Below are 21,964 nucleotides of genomic sequence, written 5' to 3' on the forward strand. Positions count from 1 at the left end.
TTTTTGAATGTTAGATATATCTATCTTTTTTTGTCTGTTTTTTCTGCCACAGGTATCCTGGACAGCTTGATCTTCTTTCCCATGACCACTTTCATAACCTCACCACATTTGGGGCAGGTGACCTCATCAACCGGTTCTGTGATGAAGATCCTCCCTTTGCAGTTGATGCATAAACGGGATACTGGAGTGAATGTCATTGTGCCTCCTTACAATCGAATCTATCGCAGTTCTCACAGTTCATGTACTTAGGACATCTTTCAAGCAAGGTCTCCCTGGGCCAGACATTGAACTCTCTTTCGATAATCTTGGTGACGTGATACTCTGTTTTTCCATGATCGAAATCTGCTTGACCTTTGAACAGATCGATGAGCTGTTCCCTGTCTGTCATGCCAAAATTGTAGAACTCCCGAACTATGGCCACTCGCATCTTATTGCCCTGATCACCGGACAGGTCCTTTTCAAGTGCTGCCAGGATGCATGGCCTTACTCCGTTGAGCTTTACGTTAACAGGTTTCACTGACCTGCTTCTGTTCTTTCGTGTCTTTGGGATCTCAATATCTGAAATGTCATAGACAGCAATGTCCATGGTCTCACCTTCCCATCCATGAATAGAGGAGAATACGTTGTGTTTTCTGTGCAATGCAAAAGGCAACTTCACAAGGTTGCCATACTGATTATTTCTGTTCCAGGTCCTTTGTTTGGGATTCACCTCTCCATCGAAACCTGCCTCCTTGGCAATTGCATTGGCAAAGTAGTAGGCCTTCTCAACCTCCACCTCTTTTATGAATAACCATACATGGTACGAGTGAGGAGAACCAGACGATTCTACCAGGTATTTTAGCTGCATACGGTCCAGGAAGGATGTCAGGTTCTGCAGGTCGTCCTCGGCCTTTATCTCCTTTTGAATTACGTCCTCTTCTGTATCATCCTTTTTCCTGTGGGCATCAACATCGAAACATATCCACTTACAAGTTCCTTCCTTGCTCGTGGAATAAGCACCGATGGTGATCTTGCCTGCAATATGATTCTCGATTATCTTGTCAGTTATTGGAACAGCGACCCGGAAGTATTGTGTTCCGTTAACATTCTGTTCTGCAAAGGTATCGAAGCGGTTGATAAGATGGTTCTTTATCAACTCGGACTTCGAACAGTCTAAAACCAGTCCAACTTTTTGCCATAAACCCCCTATAATATAATTAATAGGGGCTTTTTGGCAAGATTCTGGATTCAATTTTAAGGTTACAGAAGATTTTTTAAAAGGTTTATGCTTTTTTGCTGTTTCCAGCATTTTCTCAAAGCTCCTACACAATATGATCTTTGGAAATGTAATCGCATTTCTATCTGCCACTACCTTGACCTTTTTCTTTTGTCCGTTCTTACTTGGTCTTATCTCAACCGTTCTTCCAAACCCCCATGTGACAACGTTCGCACATTGTTCAGCACTGCAGCCAAGGGCAAACACCAGACTCGGAACCTTGCCTGCAGGATCTTTGACCCGGGACCACGCCTGCCAGGTATCACAGTGCATGGCCTCCTCTCGCAGGATAAGGGACTCTTCCTTTGTTTTGCATATCGCGTCAAAGGAATTGCTCGGCTTATCAGCCACACCTACAGCGATCATTACCCTGGCATCGGATGAAACACCCATCATTTCAGGAGCCTTGTAATATGTCACCTCGTGTGGATGTCCGAAAGCCTCCAGCTCTTTCATAAGCTCCATAGCCTCGGCTATGCTCAGTGTAATGATGGTGCAGTCTTCATCCCCGTACAGAGCAAGCAGGGTGCTTATCCTGTCCAATATCTCGTGTTTCTTGTTGTACCGGGAGTTCCTGCCGATAGACCCATACTTCTTCGAATCCGCAAGGATAAGCATCTTCGAGTTGGTTTCCATGGGGTCCCCACCCGTTCCGAAGGTGATGTCATGTGGACGTGCCTTACCCATGAAATACTGGTCATAATCATGACTGCAAATAGTGGCCGACGTTAACAGTGTGCGTTTGGCTTTGTTCTGGATGCTCATGATAAAGGACCTGAGCATGTCAGTGAACAGCCGATCCACCGCGACCATCATTATCTTGATGGCTCCCCGGTCACGTATTCCATGTATCACCACCTGTTCGCTCATGACGATGTTCATCACCTTGTACAGGTCAAGCACGTCGAGCATGGACAGATCATAATCTTTCCTGGTGATGGTAAGCTTGATTATGTCGCTATACACTGCCATGATGAACTTTGTGCTGTTCTCGCCACCCATGTCACAATAGCAGTTCTTCAAGGTCTTGCTCAGCTTGTGCCGGTAATAGTTGTCATCTGCAGCATTGTTGTACGTCTGCATCACAGCATTCTGAACATCTGCCTCTCCCATCAGCATACCAAAAGCAACGACCGTCTTGCGGATATGCTCAAAGTCCTCCATGAGTGGAAGATACCGGGCAGTGTCCAGCCATTTTCCTTCCTTTCTGGAATCGTTGTAGATGGTCATTCCCGTAGACCTGCCGTACTGGATCTCATGGACCTCATCGAAAACAGCGTTGTGAATACGGAATATGTTCCGCAGTACCTGCTCAGCTGTGGTATTAGGCCTGCTGCTGGATGCCATCATCAGGGCTACAAGCTTCTGATAAGTCAGTGCGATACCATCACAGGACATGTGCTCGTGGAGTATCTGCGTGACAGGACAGGAGTAGTAGTTCTCGCATTCCGGACAACTCTCAGCAACAGGCAGTATCGGTAACTTGTTAAGATCAGGATATTGCTCGCAGAGCTCCTGGTTCTTCAGACAGGCGTGGTTGGAGGGTATCCGAATAACATTGCATGTATCCCGGTCAGAGTATTTGATGGAATCCTCTGTAACGGTCTTATCGGCAATCTTATTAGTCGGGACAACGACTAGAAAACGTTCCTCCCGATTCAGAGATTCGGCTACCAACGCTGTCGTACAACCGGCACGAGTGGTCTTATGCACCAGATACGATCCTTCCTGATATGCGTTCAGCAGATTGTATGCTGTTGCGATGCGCTTGTCCTGATTTGTGCGAGGAACGACAAGAGGGGTCTGGAACGGTGATGTCCGGGTGGTGCTTGACATCATGTTCTGCCCCCTTGCAATCGTTTACGTTTTATTGATATCACCTCACCGGTGGGGAATAAACTCACCGTTCACGAGATAATTTCTAACTGCCTGTGCTACCTTATTGTAGCGGATTGCATTGTCACCATCCTTCGGTGCTTCAAGGATATGGAATGCAAAACCTTCACTGTTGTCAACCTTGAACGCTTGAAGGACCGTAACCTTCCTGTCGTCGGTTTCTTTGAACATCTTCCTGAAACGATGTGTCTTCTTGCAGAAGGCGACAGCTGGCAGGAATCCAAGTAACTCAAATCCAGCATTTGCATTTGTTCCTGGTTTGTACAAATTATATTCCACGAATCTGAACACATCCGGATGGCCGTACAAGACAGCCCACCCTGTTTTCAGTTTATCAAGTGCAACATCTTCTATCTGATCAGTACCTAACAGGATCATGCTTTCAGCTCCACACCATTGCTACTGATCTTCATGTTCGTTATCTTGGTCCTGTGGCCAACGCTTCTGCTGCGGAAAGCACTGATGCGGATATTGGTGTAAGCAGGTTTGCGGTCCACGATCTCCGTCTTCCAGATCTCCTTGGCAGCGAACTGGCTCTTATCTCCAAAGGGTCTGAGCACGTGGTTCGGTGCCTTGTTGAACTCGCTCTCCGGCTGGTTCGTGACGACCACTATTCCGTTGTTCTTGTAGGCCCAGTTCTTCAGGTCCCCGAATATGGCGATAAGCTTCAGCAGAGCATCACCCTTCTGTTTGACACTGAGCCTTGCATATGATGTCAGGATGGGGAAACCGATGGAATCCACGATGACCACATCGACTGCAGGAAGCTTCTGGCATATGGTATCGATCTCCTCGATAACCGGGGTGTACTTGTACTCACAGCCTTTCAGGCCAGCAATGTCCGCTTCCGTCAGATTCCTCTCGGTATCGAGGTAGAACACCTTCTTCCCGGAATCTATGGCTTCCTTTGCAACGGTCAGAGCGAACTTTGACTTTCCACTACCAGTATCCCCGAATACCTCGAGGACGTCATTCCCTACATATCCGTGGATAAGGTCCAGTATCTGTGCTGGCCTTTCATCTGATGTATCGCTATTTTCATAAGACGGGGGTGCGTTCTTTTCATTGGTGGATCCTTCCTGACAATCCTCTCTGCTTTGGTCGGCGATAGGTTCGTCTGCGCTGGGTTCACCACCTTGTTCATTTGAGTTTTCCACAAGCATCTTGAGTTCCATGAAAACAGGGTCGTCAGGCACATCGTATTCCCGGTGGTCCTCTACCCATTTGAAGATCTCATTCTTCTTGAAGTCCACTCCCCAGAATACGAACTCGTTCTGGTTCTCACTGGCCTTTTTCCAGACATCGGTGCCGTTGATGGTGTTGTATCCCATCATCTCAAGGATAGGTACAAGCTTGTCCTTGTCGAGTTTCACTTCCATGCTCACACCCCATCTCCGGCCAACATCTCGTACACTGTTTGTTGCACCTTGTCCATACATTCGTGTACATCATCGGAAATGATCGCAAAAACATCACAATCCGATTCCAGCTTCCTTTTGATTGTAATTTCAGCGTGTGGTTTTACATTACCCTTGGAATCAACATCTGCACCGACTTTCGTTGAAATCTCGATGGGCTCGGCATAGGTTATGGTCTGGGTCTGCTCCATCAGTTCGCCCCCTTTCTCAGGTCCTTCACAACGATGGGTATCATCCCGGCCTGGGACCATCCTATCCGAGTGACGTTCTTGCATGATGCCAACTCCGCAGTTGCTACCATATTCACGAATCGGGATGCTTTACCGGTTATGACCGCGAATACCTCGTTATTTCCGGAGACTTTGGTCCGTATCCACTGCTGGATCCTGGCAACATCCGCATTATCGATGTGTTTGAGGGGGTCGTCCTTCATGCGACCTATGCCGTTTGGCACTCGGTCGAAATCGATGTACACTTCAACTTCTTCTGTCATTGATCTCACTTCCTTTCAGTTAGTATAGAAGAAGCCTGCAGCTATTGTGCAGGCCGAAGCTCCGGTCGGGGCTCGAACCCGAAAATGACCCAAGTGTCCCGGAGTGTGAGGTGACCTTATGGTCTGACCTCCTCATTGCATTCCGGGCAGTAGACCGGTCGGTTCTTACACTGCCAGTCCATATCGAAAATATGGCCACAATGGTCGCATATACACTCGGCGACGATTCGTGTCCGTACAATTGGCATGTTGTCAATGGTCATGCAGTGGCCTCCGAAGCTCTGGAATCGATCATCTTCTGGAGGTCCTCTGAATAGTACTCGGCCATCTTCTCAGAGGATATCGATTTGGTAAACTGGTGACCACATTCACATCTCCACCAGGATCTTGCACCCAGGGCTTTCGTAACACCTGCCTGGATGCATTTTGCAGTTTGATGATTGCATATAGGGCAGTTTGTTATCTGGCCAATAGTCAGTTTGCAGAAGTCCATAGCATGATTGAATCTGCGTTCCAGGTGACCTTCGCTCAGCCAGAACCTGTCCTTTGTGGATCCTATCGGTCGGCCTGCGTGGCCTCCGCTCCTAGACCGACCCATGCACAAGCCCCGCAAGGAATTTAACGCTCAACGCCAATTCTCCCATGGCACCCGGGATCAGCGCCAACTCATCCCATTGTTTAGGTGCCTTGTTATAGACGGCCAATGCCTTCTCGCGTGCAAAGTCAGATGGCATTGGTCAACACTCCATTCCAGCTATTGATGTGGCTGCAATTACTATTATATTCCATTTTTTCCATTCACATTCCTCTTTCTTCTTTGATTGCTTGGATTCCCCTGCGCATTGCACCTCTTCCAGCATCACTGACGTTTGTGAAAATGCCACTTTTCACAAGATCACAGAGATCTTCTTTGTCAGCACGTGCCAGGCGGAAACTCGTGGGATAATTTTCACTCATATTTCAGCTCCGTACTTTAGTACTACTATTGCACCACTAAATAAGAATTACATTATATTTATATGTTCTTGTTTTGTCCTACTATTGCCCTGTGAAAAGGTATATATGCAGTTACTACTAAGTAACTACCATGGTAGTTAAGAGGAACAAAGAAAAGGTATCAATAGCCATGAGTTCCTATCTTGTGAATAGGGCAAAAGCGATGGTCGATGCTGAAGAATTCGGATCGGTGTCCGATGTTATCTCGACCGCGATGTCTCAGTTCATTTTAATGTACGATCAAGCAAAGCGCGATGGTGACACGCAATTCTTATCGACGCGTGAATATGCTGAAGATACTGGGGACATGGTCGAAGGTGTAATCAAAGAATATCTGAAGAGTCCTGAAGGCAAAGCTCTCATCAAATCGATTATCGGAGAGTCACTCTCATCATCAACAAAAAACAACAAAACCGTGATATTTACAGAAAGTGGGCGGTAATGTTTTTACCAGGATTCAAGTAATAAGACGAAAGTAAATAAATGTGGGTGGATGAAAAATGTACATCAAAACAACATGCACAAAATGTGGAAATGCCGATTTCCATGATATCCACTGGTGGATAATCGGTGAAATCAAAAAAGACCAGACCACTGCAAGAGTAGATGAGATGGAAGTCTGTGACAGTGTGTCCGAAGAAGAACTCGCCAGTCAAATTGTTTGTGAACTTAGGGGATTCATGTACAACGGAATAACTGTAGACGAGTTCTGTAGAATACTCAAAAAGTACTATGGTGTTGCATCAAAGTACTGCTGTGATCTGATTCAGAGAATGAAAAAGGAATTGGACATGTACTGTCCAGACAGGCAGCATTTGTATTATGTGTGAAGTCAAAATATTTCATATAGGATGATAATCATTTTAATGTTAATAAATTGTGATATTGCCTGTGGAACTTGGTGATTATGAATGAGTTTTGATTAAAATTAAAACTTGTTTGCTGCTTATCGTACTTCAGAAGAAACAGATACGCATGGATACTAAATAACGGTGATTGTGATGACTTATTCTGAAAGGATGGAACTATATACAAAAATAGAAGAGAAACGAGGATGCCCATTAATTGTCTATGCAACGAGTTCGCGTCAAGGTGCACCGGGTAACATGGCGTCAGATGTAATACCGGAATTTACTAAACAACTTCTAACCATACCAAAAGAAGAAACTAATATCGATATTTTGATAGTAAGTAATGGCGGTGATCCCACCGTTTCTTGGCGAATAATTAGCTTATTGCGAGAGAGATTTTCTAGAATTGGTGTATTACTTCCATTCACTGCATATAGTGCAGCTACTCTTCTTGCACTTGGTGCCAATGAAATTATAATGCATCCATTTTCAAATCTTGGTCCTGTTGACCCCCAGCTGACATACAAAAGAAAAAACAATATTGGAAAAGATGCAAAAGAAGAAACAATTCAATTTGGATCAGAAGACCTTAGGCACTTTATCGATTTTGTAAGAAACGACGTAGGAATCACTGATCAGGAGCAAATGGAAAAAACATTTGAACTTGTTTGTCAGGACATTGGTGCATTACCGATAGGTATTGCAAAAAGAAGCACACATCTTGCATTGTCAATGGGTGAAAAACTGCTGAGTTTACATATGGAAGACAAAAGCAAAGCAACAGCAATATCAGAGGCACTAAACAAATCATTTTATCATCATGGTTATCCTCTGGGCAGATCAGAAGCAAAATCAATCGGATTAAACATAATCGAGCCAGATGATGAACTGGAGGGTCTTATTTGGAGCGTATGGGAAGACATGGAAATAGAAATGGAATGCAATAAACCGTTCAATCCGTTAGAATTGGTTCTCAATGACCCGGAGACTTGTAATCTACTAACTCCTGTCAGACAAGTACAAATGCCTGCGAATCTCCCTCCTAAATTGATGCAACAGGCTTTTAACCAAATATTGCAACAAATCAATGTAGTATCTATCGAACCAATAGATTATCTGTTGTTCAGTGCTACTTTAGAGAGTACAAGGGCAGCAAGCCGATTTGTTACAAACGGTAAAATAAATGCTATAAGATTGCCAGATATGAATATTAGCGTAAATAATATCAAGACATCATATGGATGGGTTCCATTTACCCAGGAACATGGAGAATGATTTGTATGGAAAATAGTATGTTTGAGAGCACTAATGACGAAACATGTTTTACACACAATGGACCATTCAAGGTTATAATTACTGGTGAATCCATAGAAGGACAAGTTTTGCCTGATACATATGAATTGAACGAGTCATTTATAGTAGGAGACATCCGGGTGTTTGGCGAAAAATGGATATGATTTTACTTATTAATCATAATTTTCCATTGAAACAGGGGATTTCTGCAATGTACAGAAATACGACCTGTCCTACGTGTGGGGAACATTCCTCAAGGACAAAGTAACGTCCGAGATCACTCAGCTGAAGTCACTGACACCTTCAGCACAGAAAAACTAACCATATCTGTACTTCGTAAGTTGGCAGAACATGTCTTAACGGAATATCCACCAATAAGCTCTGCAAGGTCCTCAAGGAGAAGTTTGGTGTTTTGGAACAGTATTGTTGTGACCTGGTGCAGCAGTTGAAAATTGAGCTTGATATGTACTGTCCGGACAGGCAGCATTTGTATTATGTGGAAGCAAGGTCACAGTAAGTAGTATGATTCTAACTCAACTCTTCGTAAAACATGAGGGATAATAGCTAAGATTCAAAAATACAACTTTTTAAATTTAATGTCATCATTTGATTAATGAAAATATTGGCGCTGTAAACACTTGTTGAAATCACAATCAAACCCAATTATTCTGGAAATAATCACGATTCAGGCCAATGTATAGAGTTTTTATAAACAAATACAATTACTTGAATTTAGAGGATTTATGCGTAGGATTCTTGAAAGTATGCTTTCTACAAAGCCGGCTTTTGATTAAACCGTACTCATGATTTTACAGCTGTGATTTTCATGTAAGCATCGCAAATCCCGGCAACGATTGCGTTTACATCATGCATCGTGTTATACCTGCCATATGAAATACGTATTGCAGATTTGGCCTGTTGCTCTGATAAACCTAATGCCCTTAACACGTGTGATGCTTCATTTTTTCCCGATGCACAAGCAGAACTTGTAGACACGCATATTCCTTTTAAATCCAAGAGATGCATAAGTGATTCGCCTGTGATTCCTTCAAAGAGTATATTGACGATTCCGGGCAAACACTTATTCCTATCACCATTTATTGTAATATTTGGTATTTTAGTAGAAATTCCATCTACAGTTGCCCTAACAAGTGCAGTTAGTTTGTCAGTAGTTGCATACATATCGACAATGCTCTCTTCAAGTGCATATCCTGCTGCAACTATCCCTGCAACATTTTCCGTTCCTGCACGAGCACCTCTTTCTTGCTCTCCGCCAAAGATAAGAGAAGGTAATGATAAATTCTTTTGTTTATAGAGAATCCCTGTTCCTTTTGCTCCATTGAATTTATGAGCGGAGGCTGATAACAAATCGACTCCAAGTTCTTTAACGTTTACTGGTATATGCCCAACCGCCTGAACAGCATCGGTGTGGAATATAATATTGCGTTCACGAAGATAAGGACCAAGTTCAATTATCGGCTGAATTGTCCCAATTTCATTATTGGCTAACATGATAGAAACAAGTTTTGTATCAGGTCGGATAGCTTTCTTAACACTAGTTGCTGAAATAAGTCCTGTTTTATCGACAGGCAGATAAGTTACATCTATGCCCTTGCGTTCAAGTGCATAGCACGAGTTTAGTAAAGAATGATGTTCGATAGAGGATGTTATTACATGACCACTGACCACAGAAGATAACACCCAACTGTTGCTCTCAGAGCCTCCTGAAGTAAAAACAATCTCATCTGGTTCTGCTCCTATGGCTGTCGCAACTTGTTGCCGTGCTTGTTCAATAGCACGTTTTGCTTTTATTCCGAATGAATATTGGCTTGAAGCATTGCCATAGTGTTCCTGTAAAAAGGGAAGCATTCTTTCTAAAGCGCTATCTGACACTTTTGTTGTAGCTGCATTGTCAGCATAAATCACACCATACCTCCTAAAAAAAAATACAACCTTGCATTTTGAACTCTTCAACTTTTTCAAGTAGAAACTCTGTATCAACTTCTAAATACTCCGCAAGACAGTAAAGGCAATAAAAACAACTTGTGTTTTTATCAAGTATTTTTTTTGTCAGACCAATTTCGTCCTTACTGAGTTTTTCTTTTCCACATACATAGCAACTTCGACATTCTATTGAATGATCATTTTTGCGTATCATAATCGTCCCGTACACTAAATATAGGTAAATCTTTACCCCTATACTCGAGGTCAAGGAGGTCAAGCTGGTATTTAATGGTATCTCTCATTTTACGCGCCCTGTCAAGGCAATAGCGCTTGAACTCACGGGAATGGATGTCACTGGGTTCGCGCACATTTGGATAAAGCAATTTCAGATATGCCGTTGCAATACGTTTTACAGCTTCAGTATCCCGCGTATCAGCAGCATCTGGCACTTCTATAAGTTCATCTACTATTGCACGATAACTCATATCCTCCCTTAATTCATGCATAATTGAACAGAAATATTCAGAATTAAGAGCCCACCCTGAAATTTTAAGGTCATCGTTCATTCGAGGAATATTCCAACCTTTGATAAAACCATGAAATCGCTCTACCAACGCGGATTCGTGAAACACATTTGGTAATTCCTCAAACATATTGCTATAGCCATTTGAATCCATAGTTTCCTTCTTTATGTTTCCACAAAGAATAATACCTGCATCAGCGGTTCCCTCATAGTTGCCGACAGTATAGATTCCAGATTCAAGATATCCTTTAAGAGCAGCCCTCATTTCATTAACATCTGTAAAAGATATTGTCTGTACTTCATCTAAAGTAATAAAATCATTTCCAGAAACTAAGCCTTCCTTGCGTTTGCTTTGGTCATAAAACATTTTTGCGCGACTCATAACGCCACCACTTGAAAGCCAACCGAAGCGACTAACACGTCCAAATAGGTAAGATTTTCCGGTTCCCTTTGGCGCAAGCTCAATGAGGTTTAATCGCTTTTCGACAAAAGGAAGCAAGCGAGTCAGCATTGTCAGTTTTTTTTCTTCATCTCCGAGGTAACCACTTGCGTTGTAATCAACAGCGCCTAAAAGGACGTCAATCCATTCTGAAGTACTGAATTCACGACGAGCATCTTTGTAGTAATCAATGTCGATTGTATATGGACAGAAGCTCTTAAAATCAGTAAGCTTGATTTTGCCTCTGTTAGCTCCTTTGGCTTTGTTCCGGGAGAATTGCATGTCGTAGTCATCAGGAGGTCGATAGCCAATTTCGATTAAACCCCAAGTCTCTCGTCCACGAACCAAAGCTTCTTTACAACTATCCCATACGCTATTTTCAATGATAGTATCTTTGCTTGCAAGACCAAAGTCAGGAAGAGAAAAAGATACCTCCCCAGTTTTAATATCTATATCCACAGATACCTTGGCGAGAAACTTCACACGTTCATTTTCAATAATGACCCTGTTTTTGATCGCTATCCAGTCATCCTTACGAGGTATATATATGCGAACGAATTCAGCCACTTCATCTGAATTAAAATACCCTTCATCGTCCTGAAATTTTTTTAAAAGCCAGTCGCGCATGAAAGAAGGTAGACTAAGTGCAGAAAAGAAGTTGCTTTTCTTAAGATCCTTATACACAACCATCTCGTCAAAACAAATTCGCAATTTATCAGTCATCAAAAATCCTCCTTTTAAAATAAATCATCAAATGCGTCGTTGACCTTACCACTCTTGCCTTGTGCCTTGATATGTATTTCCCCAATTAAATCATCACCAGCATAAACATCGGCACGATAATCACCCGCGCGCTTTATATCAGGAAGTACAACATTGTGGTGATTACTATCAAGCGGGGAAGCGGAATAGCGTTTGCCATTCAAGATGACCGACACGTTCTTCAATGGAGAGTTAAAGAACAGTGTTACCTCTGCTCCTGTGCGGAAATCAACAGTAACAAATTCTTCTACCATTTCAACGGTTATATCCTTGTCCTTTAATGTTAGTTCGATAATTGGAACGACGACTTCCTCAAGTGAAGCACCTCCGTGGACCTCAACATTGGCAGCCCGACTTCCTTTGAAACGCCCGTAATCTGCAAGTACGAGGTATCCGTTCTCTTCAGCAGCAAAAGGCAAGTCATATGGCTCAAACGATTTACAGCAACGTCCGGAATGCTCGCCTTTGGTGTCGGTTTCGTATCGTTCCTCCTTGCGTCGCAATACAGCAAGGCGAGAGGCCCCGTGGTCACTTGCAATCAGAAAACGCTTACACTTACGCATACCAAGTTCGGTAGCTGCTTCATAAATAACCTCTTCTATGATGCTAAGTTCTTTTGCAAGATGGATTGGTAAAATATTGTTCTCAAAATTATACCCACCGTCATCGCTATGCTTAGTGTCATCGAGTTTATCGTTTTTTCTTTTTCTACCGCGCCAAGCATCATAAAAATCGTGATTAATAGAAGTTATAGTTGGTAACTCTGCACGAGCAATATTAATTGAAATAGATAGCCCACGCTGGCGAACCAATTCTAATATGAATGCCATATACTCAACACCAAGCGCATCGAGCCAATAAAGGTAGGTATCGTCTTTACTCAAACCTTCGATAATTTCATTGCGCGTGGGTAATCGATTATAATTACGGCTTTTGGCGAAACTTTCCACTTTATCTATGAAATCGTCTTCAAGCATGTTTAAAACTTTCTGTCGTTTATAGGCCTCAAAATACTCAGTCAGTAGGTTAGACAGGTCACCACAATTAAAGACATATTCTCTCAAATAAGCTGCCAATGCGGGGTATATATAGGAAATCTGCGGTATAATACCATGTTGCGAAACCCAAGCTATAACCTCTTCGCGCTCAGTTTTAGTTCCATCCGTCAGCTTGAAGATACTCTCAGATGGGTCCTTGCGATTATTTACGACAAAATCAGCGACATCGGGCTCTGGGAATTTTTCCACAAGTGTTTTTCTCTCAGCATAAAACGTGCAAAATTGTTTATCATTGTGAGAAACATTGATTATTGCATTCAGCACATTCATCTTAAAGTCTTCAAAACGATCCGTAGTATCCAGTACGAAGCGCAAATAGCTATTTGACAGAGTATCAGATTTACTTTTCAAGGCAATGAAGTAAAGCCAATTCCTATATTCAAGCCCGGCAACTTTGACATAGAAGTTTGATTCAAGCATGCTGTCAAAGCCGTTTTTCTCTAACACAGCATCAAGTGAACCCTCGTTTCGCATTAATTCCATTAGTAGTTCAGCCCACTGCTCATCACTACCACAGGAGCGCAGCAAGCTGAAACCAGGCATGGAAAATTTAATGCCCTCGTAGGCATCGGTTATTTTATGAACATTAAATAGAGCATTATCAAAATTAAGCGTTGTGCTGACGACAACATTGCCTGATAAACCACTTTCGAGTTCTAAGAGCAGAGTCTTAATTCCCAGTGAAGTCGGTAGGTCAACAGATGGATCAGCTAGTGTAAAAGATAAATCGCAATCTACTTTTTCATGTATACATAAGCGTCGACTGTCAAAGCGAGGGTCTCTTTGCAAGTCCTTTATTTGAGTGGCAACTCCACGCAAAAGCAAAATCACTTTGGTGCTTCCAATGTTAAGGTCTTTCAATTGCAGCAAAATATTCGTGGTTACAATGCTTCCACTAAGAGCAAGATATTCTCCAAGTCCGATAACAACCAATCGTTTGTTACTCCCGTTCACATCGGCGGTTTTGAGGCGTTCAAGCAAACCGTCAATATCTGGCAATCTATCATCGCTGCAATGGTCACTCAATTTAACGAAATCAAATCCTAATTCAAGCAGTTTCCCCTTAATATCCTTATACTTCTCATCGCCCACAACAAGAAAATATGGAGTCGTAACGGGAGAGGACAGATAGTTTTTTACTGCTTGAATCAACATCTTCTCACTCACCTTCATTTGTTATAATTTCAATCCCGATGGTCATGTTTTCCCTAACGAGCCGCTTAAGGTACTGCTTCAATTGGGCATCGTTCATTTTGTCAATTTTCTTGAGAACCATGTCGCTACCCCCAGCGTTGTATTCGACTTCAGCAAGCGTCTTGATTTTATTTTTGATACTTGGATTTTCGTACCATTCATAGGTGTCGATAGACATACATTCAAGTTCATCCCTAATATTGTCCAGATTTGGGAGTAAAGCTTGGTATTCACCGACAAAAACACATCCAAAAGATGTATTGCGTTTAGTATCGTCCATTAAGACTTCAAATAGGCTCGTATTTTCAAGGAAATCAAGTGCACCTCTTATTTCCGAATCATTAGACACGTTTCTATTGAGTGTGTCAAACGCTTTTTTCGCCGCGTCAAACTCGTTTTCAGATACACAGCAAAGTATCGGGGTTCTATAACGGCTTGACCATTCACGAGGGTTTTTTGTCCCGGTCTTCTCTTTCCAAAGAGTGAGCATTTGCGTTTTCAACTGGTTTTTACGGAATTCCTCCGCAGCTGTCTTAACTTTTGCGTTGCACACAGTCGGTTGAAGTTCGAACATCCTTGTTGGTAGTTTACTCTTTATCTCGTTGATATCGGAGTTGTCCAAGTCCTTAAGATACGGGGCATAAACATCAATGAATATTTGCATATCGTTGTTAAGCAAATCACGAACCTGTGCACTCTTTCCCGTCAGTTCTAAAAGGAAAACCTTATGCTGCTCTGGCAACAAGCTCGATTCGTGATATATTCCCTGAAGTATATCAAGGAGTTTACTCAGTGAAGGAAACTTTGCTCGCAATGCTTCGCAAGAAACGGTCATAAAATTCAACCGATCGCACCATTCTTTAAATGCTTCTGAAAGAGAATGGGCATTCGTGTTCAACAGGATGTTGCTTTCTTTGACAATGCTGTAATTGGTCTTAAGTTTGCGAATCTCATCCTCGCCTATCTGCCTGTCCCACAAGCAGAAATGCTTCACCGAGAACAAATCACGAATATCTGAGAGTACGTTTTCATTAGAGCCGATTTCATTAGCAAGTGATAGAATCGTGCCCTCCTCGAATGAGCTCAAAAAGCCGCGCATTCCATTTTGGCAGTTTTCATCTGTGATAAGAGCCGCTAAGTTCTCAGCAAGCGTTGTTTTAACTGTAGCAACCTTGCCAATTTCAACAGCTATTTTGTGTGCTTCGTTGCCCTCTTTTTGAACGAGTTCAATATATTTTTGAACAACATCATAAACACCATAATCGTCAACTTCATCAAGGCACCACACGGGCAATCCAAATCCACGCATTTTTGCAGCCACCACAGCAGCAGCCTGCCCCGCCGACGAACAAGAATTGGGCGCAATGCTCCACGCATTTTCAGTTAGTTTATAGAACGCCATTTCGTCGGCAGTCATTTTTACAATGTAAGTTGGTTTTGGAGTTTTTCCAATATAGTTCCCAATCATCTCAGCGAGTTTGTCTTGTGTCATGGATTCATGCCCACCGGATGAATCGCTGTAACGGAACGGCTCACCACCGTATTCTTTCAATAGGAAACCTGCAAGAAACGCTGAAAGGTTGCATTGTGAAAAACCGTACCTCTCTTCAAGGAAATCATATATGTCACCTATCGAAATCTGCCCATCGCGGTCAAACGCGGACTCTATCAACTTGTCAATCTCGATTTTAATCTTTGAAATCGACTCGGTTGCCGTGAGTGGATCTTCCCAGTATTTATCTTTCTCCCACACAGTAGGTAAAACATGCTTCTCTACACCAGTCATAACACCACTTGTGCTTTGTATAATACCGCTTTTTGCACATGCTTTTACTGATGGGGTCAACTTAAGCTGATTTTCAGTAAGGCTTCTGTTAAAATCGGGGATATAATTGAATTTGGTAGTCACTATGGTCTGGAGAACACTTGCTACGCCTTGCCCATTGCCGAGTTTCTCACCCTCTTGATTTGCATAGGTATATACGACAAACGGACCGTTGTAAACACGGTTCTTCCAGTCCTGGTCTAAAACATGTTTTGCCTTGTCGGCACTTTCTTGTGATGTTAAATTGTTGCTTCCACTATAGTACATAGCCATGGCAGAAAAATCGACATACTGTTCAAAAGCTTCAATACCGAGAGGAGTAGAGAGCGCATCGATGAATACAATGTTCTCGTATTGTTCATCTGCGACCACCGTTTTAATCTTCTTGCGGAAACTTGCGGCTTCGGCATCGTCTTTGGCAAACGCTATAACAGCATGGAATTTCCACCCAGTGTCTTTGTCACGTAAATAACTTATTGTGCGGGTAAAGTCTGCAGTGGTCACTGGCGTAATTTTTCCTGTATTCGATTCAGTCTCAAACCGCAAACTAAGCGCAGTAGATAGAGAGAGTACGGTTGAAAGACCACCCTCAGCAACAAGTTTCGAGGTTGTGCTGCTTTGACGGATCTTTTGTTTATGACCGTCAATTTTTGCTTGGTCGCCGGCAAGCACTGCGGCAGCAAAAACATTCCTCCCGCCACCTATCGGATGGGTAACCAAAACTCCTTTTGTAACAAGCTGTTTAGCAATATTTTTGCAGTTCAGGTCCAAGCCTGATGATATCCCTTCAAACACATAACTAAGATTTTGTTCTGTAGCCTTAAACAAATCAATCGTGCCACCCAATCGTTGATCAATCGCCTGCATTATCAGGATGGCTTTGAGGACAACTTTTTCCTCATCTCTTAAATTTTGCTGTTGGGGAAATGTGTCTAAAATAAGCCGAATGTCTGTGGTGAGGTTATCCCTTCCTTTTTCGTAGAAAAAGTTCCATAACATATCCACTGTGAGCAGTTGATGGTCATCAAAGGGTCCAAAGTTCTTGATAAACCACTGGAACGCCTTCACGTCATCCGTGTTTGATGATTTTATAAAGTCGAACATACTGCGCTGATTGGACTTAAATGCAGAAGCTATATTTTTTAGTAAGAATGCTGCCATAGGATGGAGTGGCATAATGCCTTTCATTGCTTTCGGATTGGTGATTTTTGCCGCTTTCATAACCGCCACACGGGAGGAACTGACACTACTGTTCAAATCATCAGCCAATTCATCCCAGTTGTTTTTTGCAGCTGCCTTCACGCTGAAGGCATGGCCAATGAGATCAAAAGCAATGTTATCCGGCAGAGCTATGTTTACAGAAATAAAGCGGTCGCGAATTTTTGTCCAAGTTGTATCAGCCGTTCTAAACAGCTGTCCTGACTCATGTGTAACTATAATAAAATAAAAAGGCTTTAAGCTAACCAATTCTACTATTTTTTGGAACTCGGACAAGCTCTCTCGGTTGTTCTTAAAATAGTCAGAAAATTCGTCCCAAATAAATACAATTTTAATGTTATTATTTTGATCGATAACGTCCGTAAGCCAAGCCAATAGCCTGTCCGCATCGATATTCAATGCGGTAATGCCTTCTTTGTCCGCAAGGCGAAACAAATTATCCATCAGGTTTTTAACTTCGCCGTCCTTACGAAGGGCATTCAGCACCTCGTCAGCATTGGACTGTGGGAACAAAGATGACCATTCCGGTTTTTGTAAAAGCTCATCAAAAAATATCTTATGCGAAGGTTCATCAATCCAAGCGATGACACTTTCTTTCAACGTATTTTCTCCTGCATATAGCTCTTGCTCAATTAAGGCTGCTCTTATGCTATTCTGCACGGCAAGAAACAAGCCACGCGGAGAGGTGATATCGCCGGAAGCATAGCGGTGAACAGTCAATATTCCCTTTTGCTTATGACCCACAAGTTTTTCTAGCAAGTCAGGTTTCATTTTCAGATCTTCATATCTACTCCAATAGGCACGAAGTTCTTCTTCCGACACCTCCAGAATTTTCTTTAAAGCATATGCACATTGTGATTTCCCTGTACCGTAGGCACCCTCAATCCAAAGAGAACGCTTTTCTTGCCGAGCTAAGACACGCTCAATACTGCTTAGCATGTCAATAAAGGTCTGGTGTGGAAATGTCCGTGTCCAGAAATCGGGGCCTGCCGCCGCAATAGAGTAGTCGTTTATTTGCGGAAAGTATTCTTCGTCGATATCGAAGTATTCACAGTATTTAGGCATTTTAGTCATTTACGTGTTCCTCCTTAAACAAGTTGAGTACGTCTGACGAAGTTTTATCTTCCGCAAGCGTTATCTTTTCAAGGTCATGCGTGAATGAAGCTGTAATGAATTCCGGATATTTCGCCGACAGCCCAATTAATATCGGCGTAATATCCTCGCGATCAAGGCCGAAAACACGAGTAGGGCTTATCCCATCACGGTCTATACTGTCGTTCAAAAGGGTGGCGAGTGTGAACTCCTTATAATCCTTGCACTTTTCAGCGAATTTGAATAAGCCATACAGCACCACACGTGAGTCTGACAAAGTGCATTTTGTGCGGACAAGGTCGCCATCATCGGTAACAAAACCAAAGCGTAGCGAAGTACCAAGCGGCAATTCAACAAGTTTTCCAAATGCACTATAAACAAATTTCACAACATTTTTACTACTGTTGCTTTCCAAGAGCATTGAAATAACAGTATCTCGGGGATACTTACGCCCGATCTCAAGATTCAAAACATACCAACGAATTTGCGGATTATCAGCTGCAAAATTAGTGAGAATTATCCCCCATGCCGTATCTGTTTCCCAACCTAACCTTTCAATAAGTTCAGCTAATTCAGAAAAGTTATTCTTTTCGGTCAATCCTGCGTCTCTGAGAAAACGTTTAAATGTCTTCACTTGATTAGGACCTAAACCGGGGGCGTCCCAAAAACTATTTCTTTGTTCAAAAAAACGGAAAAACCAATCATTTTTGGGGAGTGTAGAATCAAAACAATTTATAGACATACTTTTCTCATCCTTTGGTATTCTTAGTGATCTATAAGCAAGGCAACCGTCCTCTATATCATGACACTTCAAGCAGTGTTCACAATCTGTAATCTTCAATCCAACATCAAACTTCAGATGTCCAAAGCTACAGTTTGTTTCACACGCTCCACATTTGACACAATATGCTGATTTGCGAAAAACTTGTTTAAATAACTTACCGATAGTAGGATTTTCTTTAATATATGTTGTAGGTAATTGAACAGTATAACCATTGGACAGTTTTCTAACTGTGTAAGGAATATGTCCAAAACCATCAAGTGTCTTAATCCATTCGTGCCAATCGGTTTTTGGTGCAGTGACTGTAATATTCAGGACATCGTCTTTTAGCATTTCGGAATAATTCATCACATTGCCAATCAAATCACGTCCACTTCTACGTGATACCCAGCCGCCCTCTGTGATGTAAGTATCTTTCCCAAAATTCCTTCCATTGGTCTTTCTTATCAATTCCAGATACATTTCGATTTCACGAGGGTAAACCATGCGCTTGACAAAATCCGCCTTTTTTATAGACATAGGACAGAATAAGCATCCTGCTCTTGAATGACCCTTTTTATACGCCTCGTTGATTAGAATACGATTTGCATATATGTATAACCACACCTCCGCAGACGTCCATTCAAGGATAGAATTATGACTGTATTGACCCCTTTGTTTTTTGCCATAATTCTCATATTCATATTCTGCTCGGACTGCGCTTTCATGTGCACGAACACCTACAAATGCCAAGCCTGTATAATCATTTTTTCCTGTAATCTCACGCAACTTCAGCGTTTGCGGTGTACTTTTGTGCACGTTACAGCACCAACGTATAACACGTGATGGGGGACCGAATAACTCCCAAGACTTTTCAGGCTTTAGGTGTGATCTTGCAACATGAAACAGTATCTCCTCTTTTTCACAAGCTTGTCGGGTTTTCTCTACTAAATCATAGGTATCTGGAAACTCCATCCCCGTATCACCAAACACAACCACATAGCTACCTTTCGGCAGAGCCTTTTTTACAAGATCAAGTAATACAGCACTATCTTTACCACCGGAATATGCAACATGGAAAAGGTCAAGCTTGTCTTTGTATTTTTCATAGATTGCCAGTATTTTTTTTACTGTAGTTTGTTCTAGGATTTCAAGCATATCTAGGTTTGCTTCAACCATCGCAGTAACGTCAATTTGGCGCAAAGCATTCCCATTTTGTTCAGGACTTATAGGTTCACCATTTTCATTTACGGGGATAATTATCTCTGGAGGGCTATGCAAATTACCGCCTTTAAGTTTAGCGACAAGTTTCCCGCGGTACCAATACCTATTTGCTTCAGCCCACATATAGGGAAAGTCATTCTGCTTGGCGTATCGCCAATATTTATCGAACCCATAAAGATCAAGTTCGGAAGCATAAACCGGACGAGGTTCTTTTGAGAATCCCGTCGGAGAGGAATTGAGCAATAATCCTCCAGTTTCTTCATCATATGTATACGAGTACAATCTCAACCCCTGCCTTCACGTAATTTTTTTGTCATTTCTATAATCTCAGCAGCTTTGACTGTAGTGCTTTTGCCTGTATAACCTTTTTCATAAAGAAATTTACCTACAGTTTTTTCCTCTTGGAGAACACAGGACTTAGCTACAGCATCGCTCATAATTTCTTCGTAGGTTAAATTGCAGCTTTTACGAATTACCACACCTGCATTCCTCGAGTTTATAGATGTGGTGTCAAATCGGAACTGCTCACTAAATCTACGGCAGTAACTTTCCAGCAGAAAAAGATTCCATGCTTGCTCACAATGAGGAAATGCTGCAAAGGTAGTAAATGATTTAAGCGGCAGATAGTCATCTGTAACAAATAAGGAAATCGCATAATCTATGTCCTTAGTGTTGAAATCAACATATTTTTTCGAAACATAGGTGTTCTTGTCAGTCCGAACCAAAACGGCAGATGCTGCCTCCATCGAAATCCTCTGGTTTGTGTCCCCAGTTAGTTTTTTTTCGTATTCAAGCAGTTCATCAAGCGTGCATTTATCAATAGTTTGACAATGATTCTTCATTATCTCTAGAGCAGTAATTTGATGACCTTTGTGCACAATTATTTTATTGCGATAAACATATTCTTTTACAAGGCACCTTTGGAATACAGCTTTGTGGAGTGCATTTAGAGACAATTCAGAGTTTCGTTCAGCTATTTCATCAAGAGGGATTCTATTTAATGAAGCGAAGCCTTCCTCATTACATGCTTTTTCAACAAAAGCATTAATTGTTCTGTATTCTTGCTCCGTAATATCTACTTTACATATATGTGTAAAAGTTTCCAAGTTATTCCAAATAAAGTCGTTATTTTGGCCTAAAATGTTTTTGATTTTTTCAATGGGTACATAAGGCAATCGTTTTGAAAGCTGTTCATAGTTAAGCAAAATATCATCTTTCCAAACACGAAGGATTTCTTTTTTTATATTTTCACCCTCGGAACCCATTAGTTTGGTTTTTGATAAATAATTGCTTTTAATAAAATAATTAGGATACAGAATCATTAAAATGCATTTCAACATTTCAGATGATACTATACATGCAGATAGCAACCAACTTTTGTGTATTTCATGAAATGTCTCATAAAATATTAATTCTGTGCCAACTTCGAATGTAGCATCAACCTCATTTTTAATTCTATTTATTATTTCTGTCTGAATCGCATAAACTTTGTTGTCAAAAGATATACCACAAGCAATAATTATTCTTTTCAAATCCTCATCGTTCAAGTTAATACACTCATCTAAATCTTCTGCAGCAAAACGACGAAATCGTGTTAATTCAATTGGTGAATTCAATCTAAATCCTTTCATGAAATGCGTAGACAAAACCATTTTAATTTTAGAACTAAGTGTGTCATCATTCACAACTATTACCGGAGAGACACTATCCATCATTGTAATAT

The 21,964-nt window shown here is 41.8% G+C and carries 19 protein-coding genes; 4 read left to right on the plus strand and 15 right to left on the minus strand.

Going from position 1 to position 21,964, the window contains the following annotated elements; all coding sequences use genetic code 11:
* Positions 1 to 20: 20 nt before the first annotated feature.
* The 9 genes from RE474_RS04325 to RE474_RS04365 all read right to left on the minus strand — a co-directional run bounded on the left by RE474_RS04325 (position 21) and on the right by RE474_RS04365 (position 6,019).
* Positions 21 to 197, minus strand: coding sequence for a hypothetical protein (locus RE474_RS04325; protein ID WP_209680995.1), 177 nt, complete (start codon positions 195 to 197; stop codon positions 21 to 23).
* The gene (locus RE474_RS04330) at positions 194 to 3,094 is read right to left on the minus strand and encodes a TOTE conflict system archaeo-eukaryotic primase domain-containing protein (RefSeq protein WP_309311753.1); all 2,901 of its coding nucleotides are present in this window, start codon (positions 3,092 to 3,094) and stop codon (positions 194 to 196) included. Before RE474_RS04330 ends, RE474_RS04325 begins: the two co-directional genes overlap by 4 nt.
* Before the next feature lie 42 nt (positions 3,095 to 3,136).
* Complete coding sequence (locus RE474_RS04335) at positions 3,137 to 3,529, minus strand: hypothetical protein (RefSeq protein WP_309311754.1); 393 nt, start codon at positions 3,527 to 3,529, stop codon at positions 3,137 to 3,139.
* On the minus strand, positions 3,526 to 4,530 hold the full coding sequence (locus tag RE474_RS04340; protein ID WP_309311755.1) for an ATP-binding protein: 1,005 nt from the start codon (positions 4,528 to 4,530) through the stop codon (positions 3,526 to 3,528). Before RE474_RS04340 ends, RE474_RS04335 begins: the two co-directional genes overlap by 4 nt.
* A gap of 2 nt (positions 4,531 to 4,532) precedes the next feature.
* Positions 4,533 to 4,760, minus strand: a complete 228-nt coding sequence (locus RE474_RS04345) for a hypothetical protein (RefSeq protein ID WP_091934304.1) — start codon at positions 4,758 to 4,760, stop codon at positions 4,533 to 4,535.
* A complete protein-coding gene (locus RE474_RS04350) occupies positions 4,760 to 5,062 on the minus strand; it encodes a hypothetical protein (RefSeq protein WP_091937408.1) in 303 nt (100 codons plus the stop codon). Before RE474_RS04350 ends, RE474_RS04345 begins: the two co-directional genes overlap by 1 nt.
* Before the next feature lie 116 nt (positions 5,063 to 5,178).
* Positions 5,179 to 5,325, minus strand: a complete 147-nt coding sequence (locus RE474_RS04355; RefSeq protein WP_309311756.1) for a hypothetical protein — start codon at positions 5,323 to 5,325, stop codon at positions 5,179 to 5,181.
* On the minus strand, positions 5,322 to 5,660 hold the full coding sequence (locus RE474_RS04360) for a hypothetical protein (RefSeq protein WP_309311757.1): 339 nt from the start codon (positions 5,658 to 5,660) through the stop codon (positions 5,322 to 5,324). The genes RE474_RS04355 and RE474_RS04360 overlap by 4 nt, the downstream gene beginning before the upstream one ends.
* Before the next feature lie 200 nt (positions 5,661 to 5,860).
* A complete protein-coding gene (locus RE474_RS04365) occupies positions 5,861 to 6,019 on the minus strand; it encodes a hypothetical protein (RefSeq protein WP_177187977.1) in 159 nt (52 codons plus the stop codon).
* 130 nt (positions 6,020 to 6,149) lie between these two features.
* Between RE474_RS04365 and RE474_RS04370 the strand changes: the two genes are divergently transcribed.
* From RE474_RS04370 to RE474_RS04385, 4 genes are all read left to right on the plus strand, one after another.
* Positions 6,150 to 6,500 (plus strand): hypothetical protein, encoded by a 351-nt coding sequence (locus RE474_RS04370; protein WP_309311758.1) that lies wholly within the window; start codon positions 6,150 to 6,152, stop codon positions 6,498 to 6,500.
* 58 nt (positions 6,501 to 6,558) lie between these two features.
* A complete protein-coding gene (locus tag RE474_RS04375; protein ID WP_309311759.1) occupies positions 6,559 to 6,888 on the plus strand; it encodes a hypothetical protein in 330 nt (109 codons plus the stop codon).
* Positions 6,889 to 7,059: 171 nt separating this feature from the next.
* Entirely contained in the window at positions 7,060 to 8,184 is a 1,125-nt protein-coding gene (locus RE474_RS04380) for an SDH family Clp fold serine proteinase (protein ID WP_309311760.1), read from the plus strand.
* Between the two features lie 5 nt (positions 8,185 to 8,189).
* On the plus strand, positions 8,190 to 8,366 hold the full coding sequence (locus tag RE474_RS04385; protein WP_309311761.1) for a hypothetical protein: 177 nt from the start codon (positions 8,190 to 8,192) through the stop codon (positions 8,364 to 8,366).
* Positions 8,367 to 9,003: 637 nt separating this feature from the next.
* Here RE474_RS04385 and RE474_RS04390 read toward each other — a convergent pair.
* From RE474_RS04390 to RE474_RS04415, 6 genes are all read right to left on the minus strand, one after another.
* Entirely contained in the window at positions 9,004 to 10,128 is a 1,125-nt protein-coding gene (locus RE474_RS04390; protein WP_309311762.1) for a cysteine desulfurase family protein, read from the minus strand.
* 215 nt (positions 10,129 to 10,343) lie between these two features.
* Positions 10,344 to 11,831, minus strand: coding sequence for a BREX system Lon protease-like protein BrxL (brxL, locus tag RE474_RS04395; protein WP_309311763.1), 1,488 nt, complete (start codon positions 11,829 to 11,831; stop codon positions 10,344 to 10,346).
* A 14-nt stretch (positions 11,832 to 11,845) separates the two neighbouring features.
* The gene (gene pglZ / locus RE474_RS04400; protein WP_309311764.1) at positions 11,846 to 14,083 is read right to left on the minus strand and encodes a BREX-4 system phosphatase PglZ; all 2,238 of its coding nucleotides are present in this window, start codon (positions 14,081 to 14,083) and stop codon (positions 11,846 to 11,848) included.
* Positions 14,084 to 14,087: 4 nt separating this feature from the next.
* Positions 14,088 to 18,239 (minus strand): hypothetical protein, encoded by a 4,152-nt coding sequence (locus RE474_RS04405; RefSeq protein ID WP_309311765.1) that lies wholly within the window; start codon positions 18,237 to 18,239, stop codon positions 14,088 to 14,090.
* Positions 18,232 to 20,523, minus strand: coding sequence for a phosphoadenosine phosphosulfate reductase domain-containing protein (locus tag RE474_RS04410; protein WP_309311766.1), 2,292 nt, complete (start codon positions 20,521 to 20,523; stop codon positions 18,232 to 18,234). The genes RE474_RS04405 and RE474_RS04410 overlap by 8 nt, the downstream gene beginning before the upstream one ends.
* 2 nt (positions 20,524 to 20,525) lie before the next feature.
* The gene (locus RE474_RS04415; protein ID WP_309311767.1) at positions 20,526 to 21,956 is read right to left on the minus strand and encodes a hypothetical protein; all 1,431 of its coding nucleotides are present in this window, start codon (positions 21,954 to 21,956) and stop codon (positions 20,526 to 20,528) included.
* Positions 21,957 to 21,964: the final 8 nt, after the last annotated feature.

Origin of the sequence: Methanolobus sediminis (assembly GCF_031312595.1) — an archaeon.
In the GTDB taxonomy this organism is placed as follows: Archaea; Halobacteriota; Methanosarcinia; order Methanosarcinales; family Methanosarcinaceae; genus Methanolobus; species Methanolobus sediminis.